This window comes from Kitasatospora viridis (genome assembly GCF_007829815.1).
GTDB lineage: Bacteria > Actinomycetota > Actinomycetes > Streptomycetales > Streptomycetaceae > Kitasatospora > Kitasatospora viridis.
Genome location: NZ_VIWT01000001.1, coordinates 5401353 through 5424236, shown reverse-complemented (window position 1 = coordinate 5424236; position 22884 = coordinate 5401353). Strand labels below are relative to the sequence as shown.

Here is a 22884-nt window from a genome sequence, read left to right as displayed (position 1 = left end):
ACCACTCCCAAATCCTGCTACTGTTCTCTCTGTCGCCACGGGGACGGACACGATCCCGAGGCAACACACCCGGTCCGGGTGGCGGAATGGCAGACGCGCTAGCTTGAGGTGCTAGTGCCCTTTATCGGGCGTGGGGGTTCAAGTCCCCCCTCGGACACAGAGCAGTGGCCAACGCGGTTGGCGAGCGAATGCAGATCAGGAGTCATCCTGGTCTGCATTTTGCGTTGTGCGGGTCATCGCGGCGGCGACACCGCAGCACGGGTTCATCACCAGAACTCCACAGGAACGGGTGAATACCCAAAGGAGGTTCAACAAGCCCTCCCCCCTGTTGTTAGGCAAGCCTTGCCTGTCCTAGAGTCCTGGGCGGCAGGCCCGCACACCCGCGGGCCGCCGGCGCGACCGGGGAATCGCCGGCACCACCGCTCACCCTCAGACAAGTGCCGCACGATTCGGAGAGAACCCACCGTGTTCGCAACCGCGCGTACCACCGCCGCGCTCGCCGTCCTGTCCGTCTCCTGCCTGGCGCTCACGGCGTGCGGCAGCTCGGGCGGGTCGAGCCCGAGCGCCTCGTCCGCGAGCGGCCAGTCGTTGGCCGGCCAGTCGATCACGGTGTACAGCGGCCAGCACGAGCAGACCACCAAGGCGCTGGCGGCCGACTTCCAGAAGCGCACCGGCGTGAAGGTGAACCTGCGCTCGGGCGACGAGGCGGAGCTGGCCAACCAGCTGCTCCAGGAGGGCTCGGCCAGCCCGGCGGACGTCTTCTACTCGGAGAACCCGCCGGCCCTGACCACGCTGGAGGAGAAGGGCCTGCTCGCCCCGGTGGACCCGGACACCCTGAAGGCCGTGCCGGCCGGGGACAGTTCGGCCAAGGGCGACTGGGTGGGCGTCTCGGCCCGCACCGCGGCCTGGGTGGCCCAGACCGGCAGCGCCGCCGACAGCGCCGCGCCCACCTCCGTGCTGGACCTGTCCGACCCGTCCTGGAAGGGGCGGCTCGGCATCGCCCCGAGCGAGACCGACTTCACCCCGATCATCACCCGGGTCATCGCGGCCAAGGGCGCCGACTTCGCCAAGAAGTGGCTGCAGGGCGTGAAGGCCAACGCCAAGACCTACGACAGCAACGAGGACCTGACCGCCGCCGTCAACAGCGGCGAGGTGCAGGGCGGCGTGATCGACCACTACTACTGGTACCGGCTGCGCGACGAGAAGACCCCGGCCGGCACGAAGAGCGCCCTGCACTACTTCGCCAAGGACGACCCGGGCGCGCTGATCGACGTCTCGGGTGCCGCCGTGCTGAAGAGCAGCAAGCACCAGGCCGCCGCGCAGGCGTTCCTCTCCTACCTGGCGAGCGCGCCCGCGCAGACCCTGATCGCCACCTCGCAGAGCTACGAGTACCCGCTGGTGGCGGGGGTCAGCAGCAAGGCCGACCTGCCCGCGCTGGACACCATCGGCACCGTGGCCAACCCCGCCGACCTGGGCGACGGGAAGCAGGCCCTGCAGCTGCTGCAGGACGCCGGCCTGCTCTGACCCGGTCGGTCGACCCGCACGCGCACCCGGTGACCTGGTCACCGGGTGCGCGGCCGCGTCCGGCCCTCCTGGCTTGGCGGAAAATGTCGGAAGATGGTCCGAATACCTGTCAAGTCTTGTTCTCATCAGATCATTCGAGCAAGGTTGGCCTGCTGTTCACCAACCTTCACGAATCGGAGATCTGATGTCCGGGGACATCACCGACCGGTCGACCCCCGACCGGTCGCACATCCGGCGGACCAGGCGGACGTTCCACGCCATGGCCGCCGTCGCCCTGCTCATATCCGCGGCCGTCGGCACCGAGGCGATGGCCGCCTCGCCCGCCGACACCCCTCAGCCGCCGTCAACCGCCCAGCAGGAGAAGGGCATGCACGCCGGCCGGCCCTTCCAGGACCCGGCCGACGCCAACTCCGCCGTCGGCGCCCACCCGAACCTGACCATCACCCTGGACGCGAAGCAGACCCGCTTCGACGTCTCCGGCAAGCAGGTCTTCGGCGAGTCGTACACCGGCTCGCTGGTCGCCCCGACCATCCACGTGCAGCCCGGCCAGACCCTCACCATCCACCTGGTCAACCACCTGCCGACCGCCACCAACCTGCACTTCCACGGCCTGCACGTGTCTCCTGACGGCCAGTCGGACGACCCGTTCCTGTGCGTGGCCCCCGGCGGCTCCACCACCTACCAGCTCGCCCTCCCGGCCGACCACCCGCAGGGCACCTACTGGTACCACAGCCACGCGATGAGCACCGCCTGCCCCGCCCCGGGGTCCACCGCCATGGCGGACCTCGCCGCGATGGACGACGCCGGCATGACCGGCGACGTCGAGAACCAGATCTTCGCCGGCCTGTCCGGCGCGCTGGTGGTCGGCGACGACCGCACCCTGCTGCCCGCCGACCTGCGGCACATCACCACCCACACCATCGCGCTGAAGGACGTTCAGCTCGACGCGAGCGGCCACATCCCGCAGAACACGGCCACCACGTCGATCAACTCGAACAACCCGACCGTCCGTCTGGTCAACGGCCAGCTGCGCCCGGTGCTCACCATGAAGCCGAACGAGACCCAGCTGTGGCGCCTGGCCAACATCGGGGCCGACATCTTCTACCAGCTGCACCTGGACGGCTACTGCTTCACCGTCATCAACGAGGACGGCACGCCGGTCGCCCGCACCCGCGACACCGACACCCTGCTGCTGCCCCCGGGCAAGCGCTACGACGTGCTGGTCACCGCCTCCGGCAAGCCCGGCACCGCCACCCTGCGCACCACCGCCTACAGCAACGGCCCGCAGGGCGACTCCTACCCGGACACCGCACTGGCCACCGTCAAGGTCGCCGGGCACCAGGTGCCCCGGCTGCCCGGGGTGAGCGGCCCGATGCCGACCGCGCCCGCCGACCTGTCGACCGCGCCGATCGCCCAGCGCCGCACCCTCGACCTCTCCGAGAACGCCGACGGCACCACCTTCTACATCAACGGCAAGCCGTTCTCGATGGACTCCTCCGTCTTCCAGACCCCCGCCAAGCTCGGCACCGTCGAGGAGTGGACCCTGGTCAACGAGTCCGGCGAGGACCACCCGTTCCACCTGCACACCACCGCGTTCCAGGTGACCTCGATCAACGGCGTGGCGCAGCCCTACACCAACCGGCAGGACATCATCCCGGTGCCGCACGCGGTCAACGGGGTGCCCGGCAAGGTGGTGATCCGGGTCGCCTTCGCCGACTACCCGGGCCGGTGGATGTTCCACTGCCACATCGCCGCCCACGAGGACAACGGGATGATGAGCTTCATCAACGTGGTCCGCTGACCGACTGACAGCTGACCGGCCATCAGCTGACCGGCCATCAGCCGAGGCTCTAGCCGACCGACGCGCCGGCGTCCGCCAGCCGGCTGGCCGCCCCCGCTCCCCCGCCGCCGACCGCGTGCGCCGGGCCGGTGGCGGCCAGCCGGACCGGGCTGCCGGCCGGCGGCGGGGCCGTGTCGGTGTAGGCGATCAGCCGCTCGGGCAGGCCGCGGCCCGGCTCCGGGGACAGCTCCACCCGGTGGTCGTGGCCGCGGAAGTGACTGCGCAGCACCCGCGCCGCGACCGCCCCCGCCTCGTCCAGCCGCAGCTGGCCGGGGCGCAGCAGCACCTGCGCGGAGCCGGTGCCGGCCGCGGTCAGCGGCAACGGGCCGAAGGCGGTCCGGCCCGTCTCGCCGTCGAGTTCGGCCGCGACCAGGTTCGCCTCGCCGAGGGTGCGGGCGACCTCGGGGTCGGCCGGGCGGTGGTAGAGCTCGTCCGGAGTGCCGGTCTGGGCGATCCGGCCGCCGCGGACCACGGCGATCAGGTCGGCGAAGGAGAGCGCCTCGTCCTGGTCGTGGGTGACCAGGATCGCGGTCGCGCCGGCGGCCCGCAGGGTGGCGGCGACCTCGGCCCGCAGGTCGGCCCGCAGCGCCGCGTCCAGGGCGGCGAACGGCTCGTCCAGCAGCAGCAGTTCCGGCGCGGGGGCGAGCGCTCGGGCGAGCGCCACGCGCTGCTGCTGGCCGCCGGAGAGCTGGTGCGGGTGGCGCTCGCCCAGGCCGGCCAGGCCGACCAGCTCCAGCAGTTCGGCGACCCGCCCGCGGCGGGCGGCCCGGGGCAGGCCGAAGCCGATGTTCCCGGCGATGGTCAGGTGCGGGAAGAGCGCGCCGTCCTGCGGCATGTAGCCGATCCGGCGGCGCTCGGCCGGCACCCAGGTGCGCTGGTCGGCCAGGGTGCGGCCGCGCAGCTCCACCGCTCCCGCGGTGGGCCGGTGGAAGCCGGCGATGACCCGCAGCAGGGTGCTCTTGCCGCAGCCGGACGGGCCGAGCACGCAGGCCAGCGCCCCGTCCTCGACGACCAGGTCCAGGCCGGTCAGCACCTCGTTGCGGCCGTGCTCGGCCCGAAGTCCGGTGATCGAAAGACCAGTCATCAGATCTCCTTGGAACCGAAGGTGCGGCGGGTGAGCAGCAGGACCGGGGGGACGGACAGCGCCGTCATCACGGCGGCGTACGGTGCGGCGGCGCCGTACGCCAGGCCGCTGGTGTACACCCAGAACTGGGTGGCCAGGGTCTGGGTGCCGGTCGGGCGCAGCAGCAGGGTGGCGGTCAGCTCGGTGCTGGCGGTGAGCGCGACCATGGCGAACGCGGCGCCCAGGCCCGGCAGGATCAGCGGCAGGGTGACCCGCCACAGCACCAGCAGCGGCCGGGTGCCCAGCGAGCGGGCGACCTCCTCGACGCCCGGCGGCACCTGGGCGAGCGCTGCGCGCACGGCGGTCAGCGCCAGCGGGAAGAACAGCACCACGTAGCCGACCACCAGCATCGCGGGCTGCTCGTAGAAGGGCTGGGCGTAGCGGATCGCGAAGAAGACCACCGCGAGCGCGACCGCGATGCCGGGCAGCGCGCGGGTGAGGTAGGCGGTGCGCTCCAGCACCCGGGAGAGCCGGCTGGCCCGCCGCCAGGAGTAGAGCGCGACCGGCACGGCGCAGGCGGTGGTGACCGCCCCGGTGCTCAGCGCGTACCCGAGCGTGGTGCCCGTGGCGTCGAGGATCGAGGCGGACGGCAGGGTGGTCGAACTGCCCACCACCAGCCAGTAGCCCAGCGCGTAGACCGGCACCCCGACGGCGACCGCGACGACCGCGGTGAGCCAGCCGAAGGCCGGCCAGCGCCAGCCGCCCAGCGGCTGCGGCACCCCGCGCCGCCCGGTGGCGCCCTCGCGCACCACCCGGCCGCGGCGGCCGACCCGGCCCTCCAGGCCGACCAGCAGCAGCGCGAGCGCGACCAGCGCCAGGGTGAGCATGGCGGCCGAGACGGCGTCGAAGCCGAGCTGGTACTCGGTGAAGATCGCGGTGGCGAAGGTGGTGTAGCGCATCATCGCGAAGGCGCCGTACTCGCCCAGCAGGTAGAGCGAGACCAGCAGCGCGCCGCCGGCCAGCGCCGGGCGGGTCAGCGGCAGGGTGACCCGCCACAGGGTGGCCAGCCGGCCGCGCCCCAGGCTGCGGGAGACCTCCTCGGCCGCCGGGTCGCCGCCGCGCAGCGCCGCGGCCACCGGCAGGAACACCAGGGGGTAGAGCGAGGTGGTCATCACCAGCACCGCGCCCCAGTAGCCGCGCACCCCGGTGAAGAGCGAGACCCAGGAGTAGCCGCGGACGAACTCCGGCACCGCCAGCGGCATGGTCAGCAGCACCGTCCAGGTGCGCCGCAGCGGCAGGTCGGTGCGCTCCACCAGCCAGGCCGCCGAGAAGCCGATCACCAGTGCGGCCGCGGTGACCGCGGCGACCAGCGAGACGGTGTGCTGCAGCAGGGTGGCGACCAGCGGGCGGCCGAGCAGCTGCCTGGCCTCGGCCCAGCCGGACTCGCTCGCCTTGAGCGCCAGGAACACCAGCGGCGAGGCGACCACCAGCACCACCGCGACCGCCAGCAGCGGCAGCAGCGGGCCCGAGCCGCGCCACCTCAGCCACCCGGGCAGCGCCACCGGGCGCGCGGGCGTCGCCGCCGCTCCCGCTCGCTGCGGTATCTCAGCGGACACCACGACCTCCATCACCAACCGCCGGACCGGGGCTGCCGCGGGGATCACCCGGACCGCAGCGCGGAAAACAGAGCCTTACCTTACTTGCACCGGATTCCGGGCGGCACCGCACCGGCGGCAACGATCCGAACACGGGGTGGCGACCCGCAGGGCGCACGCAACGGCGCACGCCCGCTCACCGGCTCCCGGGCTCCCCGGCTCACGGCGACACCAGGCCGAACTCCGCCAGCAGCTCGCCGATCTCGGTCTCGTCCAGCTTCTTCAGCAGCCGTCGGCGCAGGAAGTCCGGCATCGGCAGCCGCAGTTGCTCGCCGTCCCGGAGCCGGTGCAGCGCCTCCAGCAGGGCCCGCACGTCGTAGGTGGAGCCGAACACCTCGGGCACCCCGCGCTCCACGCCGAGCAGTTGGTAGACCGCCTCCATCGGGGTGCGCACCGAGTACTCGGTGGTGAAGACGCAGTCCCGGCTCGACTCGGCGAACTGGCCGACGAAGGCGAAGTTCACCGAGCCCTGCGGCACCACGGCCGGCCGGTCGCCGGCCTTGCGCGGCATGAAGAACGAGGTGACGTAGGGCGTCATCACCGGCACGCACTTGGCGCCGGTGGCGGCGAGTTCGGGGATCTGCTCGACCGGCACGCCGAGGTGGTAGAGCCACTCCCGGGTGATCTCCTCGCCGGTGCACTCCTGCATCGGCTTCTTCACGAAGTCGCCCGGCCGGTCCGTGAAGAGCCCGTAGAGCCAGACCACGACCTGGTCCTTCGCCTGCTGCTTGAAGTGCGGCTGCCGGTTGACCGTCCAGCTCAGCAGCCAGCCGGAGTCGCGCACCGTGACGATCCCGCCGGTGACCACCCGGCCGCTGAACGGGTCGCGCTTGCAGACCCGTTGGATGTGCTCGGGGATCCGCGGGTCGAGCGTGGTGACGGTGGCCGACTCCCACTTGGTGTGCGCGATGTCGGAGCCGAAGACGTCGGGGCGGCCGAACGCCGGGTCCTTGGCGGCGATCCGGCGCCACAGGTCCCAGGCCGGCGCCGGGCCCTCGTCCAGCACGGCCGGGGTGTGGTGGTCGCCGTTGCGGGAGTTCTCGGTGAGCGAGCCGATGGTCAGGAAGAGCAGGTCGTCGGGCCCGAGGTCCACGCCGCCGGGTTCGCCGTCCGCGCGCCAGTGCAGCCGGGTGGCCTGGCGGCGGCCGGCGGTGAGCTCGAAGTCCGCGTCGGTCACCTCGGTGCCGAACCGGAACTGCACGCCCTGCTCCAGCAGCCACTTGTAGAGCGGCAGGACCAGCGACTCGTACTGGTTGTACTTGGTGAACTTCAGTGCGGAGAAGTCGGGCAGGCCGCCGATGTGGTGGATGAAGCGGTGCAGGTAGAGCTTCATCTCCAGGGCGCTGTGCCACTCCTCGAAGGCGAACATGGTCCGCCAGTAGAGCCAGAAGTTGCTCGCCAGGAACTCCGCGCCGAAGACCTCGTCGATCCGCCGGCCCTCCATCTCCTCCCGGGTGGCCAGGAAGACCTTGAGGACGTCCTTCTGCGCGGCCGGGCCGAGGGTGAACAGGCCGTCGGTGCGGGCGTCCTGGCCCTGCCGCTCGGTGACCCGCTGGAGCGAGGAGTTCGGGTCGTCCTTGTTGAGCCAGTAGAACTCGTCGAGCACGCTGGCGCCGTCGACCTCCAGCGAGGGGATCGAGCGGAACAGGTCCCACAGGCACTCGAAGTGGTTCTCCATCTCGCGCCCGCCGCGGACCACGAAGCCGCGCTCGGGCTCCTTGATCCCGTCCAGCGCGCCGCCGGGCAGTTCCAGCCGCTCCAGCACGGTGATCCGCTCCCCCGGCAGCTGGGCGTCCCGGATCAGGAAGGCGGCGCCGGCGAGCGAGGCGAGGCCGGCGCCGACGAACCAGGCGGTCTTGCGCTCCACTCCCCGCGGCTTGCGCGGCCGGGCGAAGGCCTCGTAGTTGCCGCTGCTGTAGTACATCCGCGCGCCGTCCTCTCTCGAAGATCAATTGGCACGACAGTGTCACAAAGCGGACAACTCGCCCGGGTGCCACGCGCAGTGGCCCCCGCCGTCCGGGACGGCGGGGGCCACTGCACGGTGCGCGGTCAGCGGCGCACTACTCGATGACGAGCTGGACCGGGATGTTGCCGCGGGTGGCCTTGGAGTACGGGCAGACCTGGTGGGCCTGCTCGACCAGCTTCTCGGCGGTGGCGCGGTCGATCGAGTCCGGCAGCTCGACGCGCAGCACGACCTCAAGGGCGAAGCTGGTCTCGTCCTTGGCGATGCCGACCTCGCCGGTCACCGCGGCCTCGGAGGTGTCCACGCCGGCCTGCCGGCCGACCAGGCCGAGCGCGCTGGCGAAGCAGGCCGCGTAGCCGGCGGCGAAGAGCTGCTCGGGGTTGGTGCCCTCGCCGTTGCCGCCGAGCGCCGCCGGCAGCGCGAGCTGCACGTCGAGCTTGCCGTCGGAGCTGACGGCACGGCCCTCGCGGCCGTGGGTGGCGGTGGCGACGGCGGTGTAGAGCGCGGTCATGACGAACCGTCCTTCTGTCGGTGCGGTCTCGGTACGGGATCGATAGTTGCACACAATTCTGTTGTGCACAACTAAATGGTACGCTCGGGCCATGACCGAGGAGCACATCACCGAGGACCGGGAGGACGCGCCCGCCCCCGCGCAGGCCGAGGCCGACTGGCTGCGACTGGACAACCAGATCTGCTTCGCACTGCACGCCGCCTCGCGCGCCTTCACCGCGCTCTACCGCGAGGCGCTCGACGAACTCGGCCTGACCTACTCGCAGTACCTGGTGATGCTGGTGCTCTGGGAGCACGGCGCACTGCCGGTCAAGCGGATCGGCGAACACCTGCGCCTGGACTCCGGCACCCTCTCCCCGCTGCTCAAGCGGCTGGAGGCGAACGGCCTGGTGGTCCGCGAGCGCAGCGCCGCCGACGAACGCTCCGTCACCGTGCGCGCCACCGCCGCCGGCGCCGCGCTGCGCGAGCGGGCCGCGGCCCTGCCCGGCCGGGTGGTCGGCGCCACCGGCCTCGACCTGGCCGAGGTGACCGAGCTGCGCGACCGGATCAACCGGCTGACCCGGGCGCTGGACGCCGCCGCGCTGCACGGCTCCCCGGCCGACTGCGGCTGACCGGGCGGCCCCACCCGGCGCTGCCTACGCTGGAAGAGTGATCAACCGGGTCCACCTGGAGTCCGCGTGGCGCAGGGAGGCGCTGCGGACCAACCTGTGGCTCATCCCGACCGTGGCCGTGGCGTTCGCGGTCGGCCTGTTCGTGCTCACCCGCGACCTGGACGAGGCCGCCTACCGCGGCTCGATCACCCTCCCGTCCTGGGTGATCAGCGGCACCGCCGACGCCGCCCGGCAGATCCTCACCGCGATCGCGGCGGCGCTGATCACCGTGGTCAGCATGGTCTTCTCGATCACCATCGTGACCCTCACGCTGGCCTCCACCCAGTTCGGGCCGCGGATGCTGCGCACCTTCATCCGGGACCGCAGCACCCAGCTGACCCTGGGCAGCTTCGTGGCCACCTTCGTCTACGCGATCCTGGCGCTGATCGCGATCGGGCCCGGCTCGCACGGCGACTTCGTGCCGCACCTGTCGATCACCGTCTGCCTGGTGCTGGTGCTGGCCGACCTGGCGGTGCTGATCTACTTCATCCACCACATCGCCGTCTCCATCCAGCTGCCCCGGGTGATCGCCTCGATCGCGGCCGACCTGTCGGCCGCGATCGAGGCGGGCGCGGGCGAGCCGCACCGGCCGGACGGGCCGGTCAGCGGACCGTCGGAGGCCGAGCTGACCGAGCAGTTGGACATCGCCGGGGCTCCGGTGACCGCGCCGAGCAGCGGCTACCTGCAGTTCGTCCGGCACCGCAGCCTGGTGCGGGTGGCCCGGCAACTGGACGCGGTGATCCGGCTGGACCACCGGCCCGGCCACTTCCTGGTGCAGGGCAGCCGGCTGGCCACCGTCTGGCCGCCCGAGGCGGCGCCCGCGGTGGCCCGCAGCTTCGCCCGGGCGCACGTCACCGGGCCGTCCCGGACGCTGGCCCAGGACATCGCCTTCGCCGTGGACCAGTTGGTGGAGATCGCGATCCGGGCGCTGTCCACCGCGGTCAACGACACCTTCACCGCGCTGGCCTGCATCGACTGGCTGGGCGAGGGCCTGTGCCGGATCGCCCGGGGCTGGCACCCGGATCCGGTGCACCGGGACGCCGAGGGCCGGATCCGGGTGATCGCCCGGCCGGTGAGCTACGACCGGCTGGTGCGGCGCGCGTTCGAGAAGGTCCGGCAGGCGGCGCCCGGGATGCCGGCGGTGCTGATCCGCCAGCTGGACGCGCTGGTCGAGATCATGAACGCCACCGGCACGCCCGACCAGCGCGCCGTGCTGCTCGAACAGGCCGAGATGATCGACCGGCTGAGCGACATCTCGGTGGCCGAACCGGCCGACCGGGCGGACGTGCACCGCTGCTACCTCGCGGTGCTCGCCGCCCACGCCGCGCGGCAGGACTGAACGGCGGCCCGCCGCGCCCGCCGGCTCAGCTGACTCAGCCGGTCTGCCGGGCCCGGCACTGGAGCTCGACCGACAGGCGGTGCCAGCTGTCCGCACACTCCTGCGCCAACTCGGCCACCACCGGCAGCAGGTGCGCCGGGATCTGGTCCAGCTCGCGGTCGGCCTCGCCGACCACCACCAGCCGCCGGTGCAGCCAGACCAGCAGCGCCCGCCCGTGGTCGGTGAAGCGCAGCGAGGGGTCGCGCCGCAGGCTCTCCAGCCCGGCGAACGGCTCGGCCTTGGCGGGCCGGGCGGCCCGGGCCGGCCGGGGCCCGGGGCCCGCCCCGATCCGCGGCACCGCCGCGACCGCGCGGGCCACCACCGGCGACACCCCCGACACCCCCGACGGCGCGATGGCCGGCGCGGCGGACTGCCCGGCCGGCGGGACCACCGGCGTCGCCGCGCCGCGCAGCGGGTCCTCGCCGCGGTCGAGCCGGGCCCGGATGTCGTGCGCGGTGCCCAGCGAGACCCCGGCCGCCTGGGCGATCTCGCGCAGCGAGGCGTCGGGGCTGGCCCGGATCACCGCGACGGCCCGCCGCCGCCCCTCGCCGCCGTCCACCGGCCGCAGCCGCCCGTCCTGCCCGACCCGGGCGGCGGCACGGGCGCCCTCGCCCACCACCTCCCGGCGGATGCCGCCGACCGTGCTGGCGGCCAGTCCGCAGGTGCGGGCCACCGCCCGGTCGGCCAGCTCGGGCCGCAGCTCGACGATCCGCCTGGCCGCCGCCTTCCGTTCGGCCAGCGAGAGCGGCAGCCCGTGCGCCACGTTGGCCTGCACGCCGAGGATGTAGGCGGCCGCGTCGGTGCCGTCGAAGAACTCGGCGGCGATGGTGCGTTCGCCCTTGCGCCGGGCGGCGCTCAGCCGGTGCGCGCCGTCGATCACCCGCATGCTCGACCGGTGCACCAGGATCGGCGGTAAGTCCGCCTCGGACTCGGCCAGCCGCCGCACGTGCTCCTCGTCCACCTCGCGGAACCGGGGCGAGTCGCCCGGCTGCAGGGTGTCGATCTCGATCAGCTCCACAGGTCTCATCCAGTGCCCCCCGGGCAGCTTTTGGTGCCAGTACCGTCTCCGGGCGCCATGTGGCGGAGCCCGGGTTTCGTGCTGTGCGCAGCGGGTGGGGCGGGCCGCGCGGGGTTTCCGCGCGGCGCCGCCGCCGCATCGTGGTCGGACGCCGGGTCAGGTCCGGGTAGGCGTCGGCGCGGGATCAGACGGTCTCGGCGACCGGCTCGGTCTGCGCCTCCGGGTCCCGGGCCGCCACCAGTGGCTGGATCGGCCTGATGCCGAGCACGCCGAACACGGTCGAGAAGACCGCGAAGACCGCGACCACCGGCCAGACGCCGTGGTGCAGTTGTTGGAACAGCACGCCGCCGACCACCGGCCCGATCGCGGTGCCGGCCGTGAACATCAGCTGGAAGCTGCTGATGTAACGGGCCTTCAGCCGGTCGGGTGCGACCAGCCCGGGGTAGGCGAACATGGTGGGCCCGCCGAGGATCTCGCCGAGCGTCCAGATCAGCGTGCCGATCAGGATCACCGCCGCACCCAGCGGCAGGCCGTAGCACGCCTCGCCGAGGCCGACCAGGGCGAAGGCGCAGCCCGCGGTGATCCGGACCGGCCACTTCTGGGTGACCTTGGTCAGTGGCAGCTCGACCGCGATCACGATGACGCTGTTGACCGAGACCGCCAGGCTGTACCAGAAGACGTCCACCCCGGAGCGGGCCACGTCCAGCGGCAGGGTCGAGAGGTACTGCGAGTAGATGATCGCGTTGGCCAGCGAGGCGATCAGGAAGAAGACGTAGCGGGTGTCCCTGAGCACCCGCAGGTAGCTCTCCCGCTCCCCCTTCGCGGCCCCGGCGACCGCCCCGGCGCCCGGCCCCGCCTTGCCGGGCAGGGTGGCGAAGGCCAGCACGGCGTAGGCCACCGCGACCACCGCCTCGCCCCAGAAGAGCATCCCGTACCCGTGCCCGCCGAGCCGGTAGAGGCCGAAGCCGAGCTGCGGGCAGAGCGTGGTGCCGAGGTTGAGGCCGAGCCGCCAGATCCCGAAGACCATCACCTGCCGGTCGGCCGGGGTGAGTTCGGAGAGCAGCGCGGCCGCGGCCGGCCGGTAGATGGTCTGGAACAGGCCGACCAGGACCACGGAGGCCACGATCAGCGGGTAGCTGTGCACGTAGTAGACCAGCACCAGCAGCAGTGCCGAGCCGGTCATGCTCAGCACGGTGGCGTTGCGGGCGCCGAGCGCGTTGGCCAGCGCCCCGCCGACCAGCACCCCGGCCACGCCGCCGGCGCCGTAGCCGCCGAGGGCCAGCGCCGCCTGGTCGGCGGAGTAGCCGCGGGCGGTCAGGTAGAGCACCAGGAAGATGCTGAGGAACGCCCCCAGACGGTTGATCACCACCCCGGCCAGCACCGCCTTGACGGCGAGCGGTGACTCGGTGAACGTGGCCCACGGCCCGGGGCCGGCGGCTTTCGGCTTCGCGCCCATGGCCGGTCAGGCGGGTTCGACGACGAGCGCGGCGGCGGCCTCGTCGAGCGCGCGGTCGCAGGCCTGCCGGCTGTCGGCGACCACGGTGGCGTAGGCGACCCGTTCCCAGAGCGACCCCTTGGGCGGCGGCGAGACCACCGCGCCGGGCGCGGCCACGGCCCGGTCGAAGGGTTCGGTGCGGTGCAGCGCGGCGGCGGTCCGGGCCATCGCCGGGCCGTCGTGGGTGTCCGGCACGACCGTCCAACCGCTCAGGTGCTCGCGTTCCCAGGTGGGTTGCGCGGTGTGGAAGAGGTGCACCCGGAACTCGGGGGCGATCGAGCGGAGCAGGTACTCGCGGTACGGCCGCGAGCCGGTTGCGAGCAGGAGGAGAAGTGGCCGCGCCGCCACTTCGGAGCCGGAGATCATCTCGTCCCTTCCTGGGCTCCATCGCCCCGGTGCGTCCGAGCACGGACCGGGTCGCCGCCGCGGAGCCCCAGCGATTTCGTCCCACAAGCTACAAGCGTTCCTGACACAGTGTCGACAGTCCTGCCGACAGTTCGCCGACGCCCCAATTTCCTTGTCCCACAAGCCATACCGTCCCGCGCCGACAGACCGTCACCGGGCTGCGACGCGGGTGCCCGGGTGTTCGACCGGCCGAATCCGACGGTTGAACGGGCCGCACCGGAATCCACCTCGGTGAATCCATTCACTGAATGGCCCGAAAGACCGCGGGGAGGGGCTCCGGGGCGATATCGGGCGGCAATTCCGCAGGGGGCGGCCGGTACGGTATTCACGGTCTGCACCCAGCTCCTATTTACCATGCGCACGACAAATTCCCGGGCGCCCGGGTACGGGATTTTCTCCCGGCCGACCTGCCTCCCGACGGGATTCGTCCACCCCGCGCCACCCGTTCGCGGACAAGTTCCGCCGGACCGCGAGCCATGCCGAAAACCCCGCCCCAGCGGGCCTGATCAGCGATTTCGCCGCCGTCACGGCCGCCGGTACGGTCCAAGGAGCGGACAGCCGAGCGGGCCGGCCGCCCGGTCGCACAGGATCACCACCGGCGCCCGCGACACCCCTGACCCCGCACGGAGGACCAGCCCGTGACCACTGCGACCACGCTTGCAGCCGACCCGCTGAGCGGCCCCCGGCTGGCCCGCCTCGCCGAGCGGTACGGCACCCCCGCCTGGATCTACGACGCCGACCGGATCCGCGCCCAGATCGCCCGGCTGCGCGGCTTCGACGTGATCCGCTTCGCCCAGAAGGCCTGCTCCAACACCCACATCCTGCGCCTGATGCGCGAGGAGGGCGTGCTGGTCGACGCCGTCTCGCTGGGCGAGATCGAGCGCGCGCTGACCGCCGGCTACCAACCGCACGGCGCCGACGAGCCGATCGTCCTCACCGCCGACCTGCTGGACCGGGCCACCCTGCGCCGGGTGGTGGAGCTGCGGCTGCCGGTCAACGCCGGCTCGCCGCAGATGCTCGACCAGGTGGGCACGGCCAGCCCCGGCCACCCGGTCTGGCTGCGGATCAACCCCGGCTTCGGGCACGGCCACAGCCGCAAGACCAACACCGGCGGCGAGCAGAGCAAGCACGGCATCTGGCACGAGCACCTGGCCGAGAGCCTGGAGCTGATCGACCGTCACGGGCTGGAGCTGATCGGCCTGCACATGCACATCGGCTCCGGGGTGGACTACGGCCACCTGGAGGCGGTCTGCGAGACCATGGTCAAGCAGGTGCGGCTCAGCGGCCGGGACGTCCGGGCGATCTCGGCCGGCGGCGGACTGTCGGTGCCCTACCGGGAGGGCCAGCCGGAGGTGGACACCGAGCGCTACTTCCGGCTCTGGGACTCCGCCCGGCAGGAGCTGGAGCGCGAACTCGGCCACCGGGTGCGGCTGGAGATCGAGCCGGGGCGCTTCCTGGTGGCCGGCGCCGGGGTGCTCACCAGCGAGGTGCGGGCCCAGAAGCCGGTCGGCAGCAACCACTTCGTGCTGGTCGACGCCGGCTTCAACGACCTGATGCGGCCCGCCATGTACGGCAGCAGCCACCGCGTCTCGGTGCTCTCGCCGAGCGGCGAGCCGCGCACCGAGGCGGTCCGGGACACCGTGCTGGCCGGCCCGCTGTGCGAGTCGGGCGACGTCTTCACCCAGGTCGAGGGCGGCGACGTGGAGCCGATCCCGCTGCCCAGCGCCCGGATCGGCGACCTGGTGGTCTTCCACGACACCGGCGCCTACGGGGCCAGCATGTCCTCCAACTACAACTCCCGCCCGCTGCTCCCCGAGGTGCTGGTCGAGGGCGCCGAGGCCCGGCTGATCCGCCGCCGCCAGACGGTTGCGGAACTCCTGTCGCTGGAGACCGAGTTGGGCTGACCCGCCGGAACGGGCGGGCCGGCCACCGCCTCCGGGCCGCCCGAGTGTCCATCCGCAGCGGAATGCAATCACAGGACGATCACTTTTTCGCTTCGCTTCAACACCCTTGGCAGGACGCGTGATACCCCCGAGTAGGGGGTCGCCCGGAGGACCTCCGACGGCCTCTCATGAGCCCAAGATCCTCACATAAACCTATGATTTCGAATTGATATAGTCTGCCGCCAAGAGTCCAGGGAGGACCTGGCGAGGCCAGCTTGGTGGACACCTATGACGCTTGACGGTAACCGCTCAACCAGCGGTCAGCCGACCGACGGCAGCCCCGTGGAGGGCGGCCGCGCGGCCGCCCGACGGGCCGCCCAGCAGGCTGCCAAGGGTGGCGGCCGCGGACGGCGCGCCGGCGGTACCGGCACCACCGCGCCGACCGGCGGCCGGGCGGCCAACCGCAAGGCGCCGCTGGGCAAGGCCGCCAAGCGCAAGCGGATCCTCAAGTTCACCGCGTACGGCGTCGGGATCACCCTGCTGGTCTCGGTCGGCGGCGGCTACCTGTACATCCAGGAGCTCAACGCCAACATCAAGAAGGGCAACCTCAACAACGGGGGCACCGCCCTCGCCCCGGACTCCAAGGCCAACGCGGCCGGCCAGAAGCCGCTGAACATCCTGATGCTGGGCTCCGACGGCCGCAACAACGCCGCCGACTGCCAGCTCGGCGGCTCCTGCGACGGCAGCGCCCCGCACGCGGACGTCGAGATGCTGGTGCACCTCTCCGCGGACCGGTCCAACGCCTCGATCATGAGCATCCCGCGCGACACCCAGGCGAAGATCCCGGACTGCAAGGACCCGAAGAGCGGCAAGGTGCTGAAGGGCCGCACCAGCATCATCACCGACAGCCTCAACGTCGGTGACCCGGGCTGCGTGGTGGACACCTGGGAGTCGCTCACCGGCATCCACATCGACCACTACATGATGATCGACTTCTCCGGCGTGGTGAACATGGCCGACGCCATCGGCGGTGTGCAGGTGTGCACCAAGGAGAACGTCATGGACTACCAGCCGTACACCGACGCGCAGGGCGTCTTCCACCAGATCGGCTCGCACCTGGAGCTGGCCGCCGGCACCCACTCGATCAAGGGCGAGCAGGCGCTGGAGTGGCTGCGCACCCGGCACGCCTTCGGCGACGGCAGCGACATCGGCCGCGCCCAGGCCCAGCACCTCTACATCAACTCGATGATCCGCTCGTTCAAGTCGGCCAAGACGCTGGCCGACCCGCTGAAACTGAACGACCTGGCGCAGGCCGCGACCAAGGCGCTCTCGGTGGACAACGCGCTCGGCTCGGTGCAGGCGCTGGCCAACCTGGCACTGGACCTGAACAAGGTGCCGACCGAGCGGATCACCACGGTGACCATGCCCTGGGCCTACCAGCCGGACCCGAAGAACCCGAGCGCCGCGCTGGTGGTCACCACGCCGGACTCCAAGAAGCTGTTCCAGATGATCGTCAACGACGTGGCGCTGGACAAGAACGCCCCGCCGCCGGCCGGCGGCGGCACGCTCCCCGCCACCGACCAGCCGAGCGCCCCGGCCGCCCCCGCGCCGGCCGCGCCGCCCGCGGTGACCGTGGACAAGTCGACCATCCACATCGACGTGCAGAACTCCAGCGGCGCCGCCGGCCGGTCCACCGCGATCAGCGACGCGCTGGTGAAGCAGGGCTTCACGCACGCCGCCAAGGACACCACCAAGGTGCCGAACTCGCCGACCAAGCTGCTCTACCCGGCGAACAAGTCGGACTCGGCCAAGACCGTGGCCGCCGCGCTCGGCCTGCCGGACTCGGCGCTGGAGCAGTCCGGCGCCTCCGGCACCTCGCTGACCCTCAAGGTCGGCACCGACTGGACCAGCGGCGACAGCTTCGGCGGCGGCGGCGCCGCGGGCGGCGGCGCCCCGCAGGCGCCCGTGCCCACCGCGATGCCCACCACCGCCCAGTCGCAGAACGCCTCGGACGACAGCCAGTGCATGGAGGTCAACCCGGCGCCGTACAGCTCGTTCAAGGACGGCCAGAGCAAGTACATCTACAGCTGGACCAGCGCCAACCCGCCGAACGTGCCGCAGCCCTGACCCCGCGTCAGGCCGCCTGCCAGTGCCGCCGGGCCCGCCCGGCGGCACTGTGCGCCGCGCTGCCGCCGGCACCCCGCCGAGCACGTACGACCAGCCTGTTCGCGGCCGATAGAATGGCCGCATCCTCGGCGATGGCCGCCGACCGCCCGCCCGACCCGCACAGGAGCCGAGCGGTGCCGCCCCAGTAGAAGGAGCTTCCCCGGATGGCTCGACACCTGATCACCAGCGCGCTTCCCTACATCAACGGGATCAAGCACCTGGGGAACATGGTGGGCTCCATGCTCCCGGCGGACGTCTACTCCCGGTACCTGCGCCAGCGCGGCCACGAGGTGCTCTACATCTGCGCCACCGACGAGCACGGCACCCCGGCCGAGCTGGCCGCCAAGGCCGCCGGCCAGTCGGTCGAGCAGTTCTGCGCCGAGCAGCACGACGCGCAGAAGGCGATCTACGACGGCTTCGCGCTCTCCTTCGACTACTTCGGCCGCTCCTCCTCGCAGCAGAACCGGGAGATCACCCAGGAGTTCGCCCGCGAGCTGCAGGCCAACGGCTTCATCGAGGAGCGGGCGATCCGCCAGGTCTACTCGATCGCCGACGGCCGGTTCCTGCCGGACCGCTACATCGAGGGCACCTGCCCGCACTGCGGCTACGACAAGGCCCGCGGCGACCAGTGCGAGAACTGCACCCGGCTGCTCGACCCGACCGACCTGATCAACCCGCGCTCGGCGGTCAGCGGTTCCACCGAGCTGGAGGTCCGCGAGACCAGCCACCTCTTCCTGCTGCAGTCCAAGCTGGCCGGCGAGGTCGAGGCCTGGATCGACGAGCACGGCAAGGACTGGCCGACGCTGGCCTCCTCGATCGCCCGCAAGTGGCTCACCGAGGGCCTGAACGACCGTGCGATCACCCGCGACCTGGACTGGGGCGTGCCGGTCCCGGCCGACGTCTGGCCGGAGATGGCCGCGCAGGGCAAGGTCTTCTACGTCTGGTTCGACGCCCCGATCGAGTACATCGGCGCGACCAAGGAGTGGTCGGACGCCGACCCGGCCAACCGGGACTGGAAGTCCTGGTGGTACCAGGCCGACGACGTGCGCTACACCGAGTTCATGGCCAAGGACAACGTCCCGTTCCACACCGTGATGTTCCCGGCCACCCAGATCGGCACCCGGGCGCCGTGGAAGAAGGTCGACTTCGTCAAGGCCTTCAACTGGCTGAACTACTACGGCGGCAAGTTCTCCACCAGCCAGAAGCACGGCATCTTCACCGACGCCGCGCTGGAGCTGCTGCCCGCCGACTACTGGCGCTACTTCCTGATCGCCAACGCCCCGGAGTCGGACGACACCAGCTTCAGCTGGGAGCTGTTCTCCGCCACCGTGAACAAGGACCTGGCCGACACCCTGGGCAACTTCGTCAACCGGGTGCTCTCCTTCTCGCTGAAGCGCTTCGGCGACACCGTGCCGGCCGGCGCCGAGCCGGGCGAGGCCGAGCGGGCGCTGGGCACCGAGATCGCCGGGCTGCTCGCCGAGTACCAGGGCCACCTGGACGCGCTGCAGTTCCGCAAGGCGGCCCAGGCGCTGCGCGCGCTGTGGAGCGCGGGCAACGTCTACCTGGAGACCAAGGCCCCCTGGCTGGAGATCAAGACCGACGAGGCCGCCGCCGCGCTCACGCTGCGCACCGCGATGCAGCTGATCCACCTCTACGGCGTGGTCTCCGCCCCGTTCATCCCGGCCTCCAGCGCCGCGATGCGCGCGGTCTTCGCCACCGCCGAGGCGGGCGAGCCGACCTGGATCTCCCAGGAGCAGGCCGCCGCGCTGGAGTTCGTGCCGGCCGGCACCGCCTTCGCCGTCCCGCCGGTGCTCTTCGCCAAGATCACCGAGGACGACCTGGCGGCGTGGCGCGAGCGCTTCGGCGCCCAGTAACAACGACGTGTGGTTCCGGCGGCGGGAGGCTCAGGAGAGCACCCGCCGCCGGAAGTTGCGCAGCCCGAGCCCCAGGAAGAGCACGCAGAACCCGATCAGCACCGGGTAGACCACGTACAGGTGCATGTGCGAGGCGTCGGTCAGCCCGGCCCGCATGCCCTCGGCGATGTAGATCAGCGGGTTGGCCAGCACCAGGGTCTGCAGCCAGGGGAAGCCGCCGACCTTGACCGCCGCCAGCCGGGTCCACTGGTAGTAGGTGCCGCCGAGGAAGACCAGCGGCAGCACCACGAAGCCGAACATCAGCCCGATGTTGCGCGGTTCGAAGGCGGTGCCGAGCACCAGCCCGAGCGAGGTCATCGCCAGGCAGCTGAGCGGGATCAGCGTCACCACCACCCACCAGTGCACCGACAGGTGGGCGTGCACCCCGGGCGCGTGCACCACCGCGGCGATCGGGAAGACGATCACCGCCGAGATCATCCCCTGGGTCGCCCCGGAGAGCACCCGGGAGACCGCGACCAGCCAGAGCGGGCAGGGTGCCTGCACCCGGTCCTCGATCTCCCGGGTGTAGCCGAACTCCTGGGAGAGCTGGATCGCCACCGACTGGATGCCCTGGAACATGATGGTCACCGCGACCACCCCGGGCACCAGCACCGTCGCGAAGTCCGACTCCCCCGACTTCCCGCCGCCCGCGCCCACCCCCTGCCCGATGGTCGGGAAGACGTAGAGGAAGACGAAGACCAGCAGCAGCGGCTGCATCACCGTCCGCCCGGCGAACTCGCCGAAGTTCTTCCGCAGCACCAGCAGGTCCCGCCGGATCAGCGCGCCCAGCGCCGAGCGGGCGGCGGCCGGCACCGAGCGGGCCGGCGTCACCGTGATCATCGCCGGATCGGCCATCAGTCCCGCAACTCCTTCCCGGTCAGCGAGATGAAGACGGTCTCCAGGGTCGGCGCGGCCACCGAGAGGTCGGCCACCTCGAACCCGCCGTTCTCCGCCGCGTTCAGCACCCGGGGCAGCAGCCGGTTCGCGCCGCCGCCCTTGACCTGGAGCTCGACCCCGCCGGGCAGCAGCCGGGTGCGGTTCACCCCGGCCACCTCGCGGGCCAGCAGCTCCGCCAGCGCACCCGGTTCGCCGCCCGCCTGGACGGTCACCACGGTGTCCGCGTCCACCGCCTGCTTGAGCGCGGCCGGGGTGTCCAGCGCCAGCACCCGGCCGTGGTCGATCACCGCGACCCGGTCGCAGAGTTGGTCGGCCTCCTCCATGTTGTGGGTGGTGAGCAGGATGGTCTGGCCCTCGGCGATCAGCGCGGCCAGGATCTCCCAGAGCGCCAGCCGGCTCTGCGGGTCCAGGCCCGCCGTCGGCTCGTCCAGGAAGAGCACCGCCGGGCGGTGGAAGATCGCCCGGGCGACCATCAGTCGCTGGGCCAGCCCGCCGGAGAGCGCGTAGACCGAGGCGTCGGCCCACCGCCCGAGGTGGAACCGCTCCAGCAGCCCGTCGGCGGTGCGGCGGGCCTCGCGGGCCGGGAAGCCGAAGAGCAGGCCGTGGTAGACCAGGTTCTCCCGCACGGTGAGCGAGCGGTCCAGGGTGTTCTGCTGCGAGACCACCGCGATCACCTGCTTGACCAGGGTCGGCCGGGCCACCACGTCGATGCCGCCGATCCAGGCCCGCCCGGAGCTGGGCACCACCCGGGTGGTGAGCATCCCGACCGTGGTGGTCTTGCCCGCCCCGTTCGGCCCGAGCAGCCCGAAGAGTTCGCCGCGGCGCACCTGGAGGTCGAGCCGGTCCACCGCCCGCACGCCGGTGCCCGGATAGGTCTTGGTCAGCCCCTGCGTGCGAATCACCGCCGCCTCGTCCACCGCCGGCACCTCCAGGCTCCCCCTCCACGATGCGCCCGGCGCGGCGCCCCGGGCAACCGCGCCCAGCGCCCCCGCGCGCGCCCCAAGTGGCCGAGAACACCCCCTGGCTGACGGGTGATCGGCCGTCTACCGTCAGTAGCAAGGCCTATCCCCGGAGGATTCCCGTGTCCCTCGACCCCAGTGAAGCCGCCGCCCTCGAACCCCTGATCCCGCTGCACTGCCTGCGTGCCATGGATCCCGCCCCGCCCACGCTCACCGAGCTGCGCACCGGCACCCCGGCCTACCTGGTCCGCCGGCACGCCGACGTGCGGCAGGTGCTGACCGACCCGCGCCTGGACCGGTCCGGCCTGTTCGCCCCCGACGCCCCGCCGCTCACCCCGTACCCGAACCTGCTCGACTCCCCGGACACCATCCTCAGCGTGGACGGCGTCGAGCACCAGCGGCTGCGCCGCACCGTGCAGCGGGCCTTCACCCCGCGGGCCATCGAGCGCTGGCGCCCCTGGGTCGCCTCGGTGGTGGAGGACCTGGTCAGCAGGCTGAGCGACGCCGAGCAGCCGGCCGACCTGGTGGCGCTGCTGGCCCGCCCGCTGCCGGTCGCGGTGATCAGCCGGCTGATGGGCCTGGAGGACGTGGACCTCAAGCGGCTGGCCTACTGGAGCGACCACGCGCTCTCCGCCTCCGCCTACACCCCCGCGCAGGTGCAGGAGGCGATCCTGGACTTCGCCGGGTTCGGTGCCGCGCTGGTCGCCAAGCGGCGCGCCGATCCGGGTGACGACCTGGTCAGCTCGCTGGTCCTGGCCGCCGACCAGGACGGCGAGGTGACGCAGGATCAGATCGTGATGCTGGTGATCGGTCTGGTGGTGGCCGGTCACGAGACCACCATGACCTCGCTGAGCAACGCCCTGGTCTACCTGCTGAGCGAGGACCGGGCGGCCTGGCAGGCGCTGGCCGGCGACGAGCAGCGGGCCGGCGCGGCCACCGAGCAGCTGCTGCGCGGCATCCCGCTCGGCGAGAACGACGTGCTGCCGGGCACGCTGCGCCGGGCCCGGGAGGACGTGGAGATCGGCGGGGTGCTGATCCCGGCCGGCTCGGTGGTGGCCGCCGACACCTTCGCCGCCAACCACGACCCGGAGGTCTTCCCGACCTCCTGGCGCGAGCAGCTGTTCGAGCCGCCCGGCACCCCGCACCTGACCTTCGGCGCCGGCCCGCACCACTGCCTGGGCGCCTGGCTGGCCCGGCTGGAGCTGGAGTTGGCGCTGCACCGGCTGGCCCGCCGGCTGCCGGGGCTGCGGCTCACCGTGCCGGTCGAGGAGATCGACTGGCGCCGGGGCCTGATGACCCGCTGCCCGCAGACCCTGCCGGCCGCCTGGTGAGCGCCGGGGCGGGCGAGCTGACGGTCGCCGTGGACCGCACCCGGTGCGCCGGCACCGCGCTCTGCACCGCGAGCGCGCCCGCCGACCTGGAGCTCGGGCCGGACGGCCGGGCCCGGCCGGTGCGCGGGCGCACCGACGCGCTGGACGCGGTGGTGGAGGCGGCCGAGCTCTGCCCGATGGAGGCGATCACCGTGCACCGCGCGGCCACCGGCGAGCAGTTGGCGCCCTGACCGG

At 72.3% G+C, this 22884-nt stretch carries 18 protein-coding genes and 1 tRNA gene; 10 read left to right on the top strand and 9 right to left on the bottom strand.

Annotation, left to right across the window (positions count from 1 at the left end; translation table 11 throughout):
* The first annotated feature begins 72 nt into the window (after positions 1-72).
* From FHX73_RS24290 to FHX73_RS24280, 3 genes are all read left to right on the top strand, one after another.
* A tRNA-Leu gene (locus FHX73_RS24290) sits at positions 73-157 on the top strand.
* Positions 158-465: 308 nt separating this feature from the next.
* A complete protein-coding gene (locus FHX73_RS24285) occupies positions 466-1524 on the top strand; it encodes an iron ABC transporter substrate-binding protein (protein WP_170305017.1) in 1059 nt (352 codons plus the stop codon).
* 184 nt (positions 1525-1708) lie between these two features.
* Positions 1709-3325 (top strand): multicopper oxidase family protein, encoded by a 1617-nt coding sequence (locus FHX73_RS24280; protein WP_246213688.1) that lies wholly within the window; start codon positions 1709-1711, stop codon positions 3323-3325.
* A gap of 49 nt (positions 3326-3374) precedes the next feature.
* Here FHX73_RS24280 and FHX73_RS24275 read toward each other — a convergent pair whose 3' ends face one another.
* From FHX73_RS24275 to FHX73_RS24260, 4 genes are all read right to left on the bottom strand, one after another.
* Complete coding sequence (locus FHX73_RS24275) at positions 3375-4448, bottom strand: ABC transporter ATP-binding protein (protein WP_145907029.1); 1074 nt, start codon at positions 4446-4448, stop codon at positions 3375-3377.
* A complete protein-coding gene (locus tag FHX73_RS24270) occupies positions 4448-6043 on the bottom strand; it encodes an ABC transporter permease (protein ID WP_211786249.1) in 1596 nt (531 codons plus the stop codon). Before FHX73_RS24270 ends, FHX73_RS24275 begins: the two co-directional genes overlap by 1 nt.
* A 199-nt stretch (positions 6044-6242) precedes the next feature.
* Positions 6243-8006 carry an oleate hydratase gene (locus tag FHX73_RS24265; RefSeq protein WP_145907027.1) on the bottom strand — a complete coding sequence of 588 codons (1764 nt, stop codon included), beginning with the start codon at positions 8004-8006 and terminating at the stop codon, positions 6243-6245.
* A gap of 136 nt (positions 8007-8142) precedes the next feature.
* Positions 8143-8556 (bottom strand): organic hydroperoxide resistance protein, encoded by a 414-nt coding sequence (locus FHX73_RS24260; RefSeq protein WP_145907026.1) that lies wholly within the window; start codon positions 8554-8556, stop codon positions 8143-8145.
* A 91-nt stretch (positions 8557-8647) separates the two neighbouring features.
* Between FHX73_RS24260 and FHX73_RS24255 the strand changes: the two genes are divergently transcribed.
* Together FHX73_RS24255 and FHX73_RS24250 are read left to right on the top strand one after the other, a co-directional pair.
* On the top strand, positions 8648-9166 hold the full coding sequence (locus tag FHX73_RS24255; protein WP_145907025.1) for a MarR family winged helix-turn-helix transcriptional regulator: 519 nt from the start codon (positions 8648-8650) through the stop codon (positions 9164-9166).
* A gap of 37 nt (positions 9167-9203) precedes the next feature.
* A complete protein-coding gene (locus FHX73_RS24250; RefSeq protein WP_211786248.1) occupies positions 9204-10544 on the top strand; it encodes a DUF2254 domain-containing protein in 1341 nt (446 codons plus the stop codon).
* A gap of 34 nt (positions 10545-10578) precedes the next feature.
* Here the strand turns inward: FHX73_RS24250 and FHX73_RS24245 are convergent, their stop codons facing one another.
* From FHX73_RS24245 to FHX73_RS24235, 3 genes are all read right to left on the bottom strand, one after another.
* Complete coding sequence (locus tag FHX73_RS24245; protein WP_145907024.1) at positions 10579-11610, bottom strand: ParB/RepB/Spo0J family partition protein; 1032 nt, start codon at positions 11608-11610, stop codon at positions 10579-10581.
* 175 nt (positions 11611-11785) lie between these two features.
* Complete coding sequence (locus FHX73_RS24240; RefSeq protein ID WP_145907023.1) at positions 11786-13057, bottom strand: MFS transporter; 1272 nt, start codon at positions 13055-13057, stop codon at positions 11786-11788.
* Positions 13058-13063: 6 nt separating this feature from the next.
* Entirely contained in the window at positions 13064-13462 is a 399-nt protein-coding gene (locus tag FHX73_RS24235) for a hypothetical protein (protein WP_145907022.1), read from the bottom strand.
* 677 nt (positions 13463-14139) lie between these two features.
* Here FHX73_RS24235 and lysA point away from each other — a divergent pair.
* The 3 genes from lysA (at position 14140) to metG (ending at position 19424) form a co-directional block, all read left to right on the top strand.
* Positions 14140-15405: a diaminopimelate decarboxylase gene (lysA, locus tag FHX73_RS24230; protein WP_145907021.1), complete on the top strand. Its 1266-nt coding sequence runs from the start codon at positions 14140-14142 to the stop codon at positions 15403-15405.
* A gap of 267 nt (positions 15406-15672) precedes the next feature.
* Complete coding sequence (locus FHX73_RS24225) at positions 15673-17511, top strand: LCP family protein (protein ID WP_145907020.1); 1839 nt, start codon at positions 15673-15675, stop codon at positions 17509-17511.
* A gap of 203 nt (positions 17512-17714) precedes the next feature.
* Entirely contained in the window at positions 17715-19424 is a 1710-nt protein-coding gene (gene metG / locus FHX73_RS24220; protein ID WP_145907019.1) for a methionine--tRNA ligase, read from the top strand.
* A 30-nt stretch (positions 19425-19454) separates the two neighbouring features.
* Here the strand turns inward: metG and FHX73_RS24215 are convergent, their stop codons facing one another.
* Positions 19455-20318 carry an ABC transporter permease gene (locus FHX73_RS24215; RefSeq protein WP_145907018.1) on the bottom strand — a complete coding sequence of 288 codons (864 nt, stop codon included), beginning with the start codon at positions 20316-20318 and terminating at the stop codon, positions 19455-19457.
* The gene (locus tag FHX73_RS24210) at positions 20318-21262 is read right to left on the bottom strand and encodes an ATP-binding cassette domain-containing protein (protein ID WP_246213687.1); all 945 of its coding nucleotides are present in this window, start codon (positions 21260-21262) and stop codon (positions 20318-20320) included. The genes FHX73_RS24215 and FHX73_RS24210 overlap by 1 nt, the downstream gene beginning before the upstream one ends.
* 245 nt (positions 21263-21507) lie before the next feature.
* Here FHX73_RS24210 and FHX73_RS24205 point away from each other — a divergent pair, with 245 nt between their 5' ends.
* Both FHX73_RS24205 and FHX73_RS24200 read left to right on the top strand, forming a co-directional pair.
* Positions 21508-22650 carry a cytochrome P450 gene (locus tag FHX73_RS24205; RefSeq protein WP_145908488.1) on the top strand — a complete coding sequence of 381 codons (1143 nt, stop codon included), beginning with the start codon at positions 21508-21510 and terminating at the stop codon, positions 22648-22650.
* Positions 22647-22880, top strand: coding sequence for a ferredoxin (locus FHX73_RS24200; protein ID WP_211786247.1), 234 nt, complete (start codon positions 22647-22649; stop codon positions 22878-22880). The genes FHX73_RS24205 and FHX73_RS24200 overlap by 4 nt, the downstream gene beginning before the upstream one ends.
* Positions 22881-22884 lie beyond the last annotated feature (4 nt).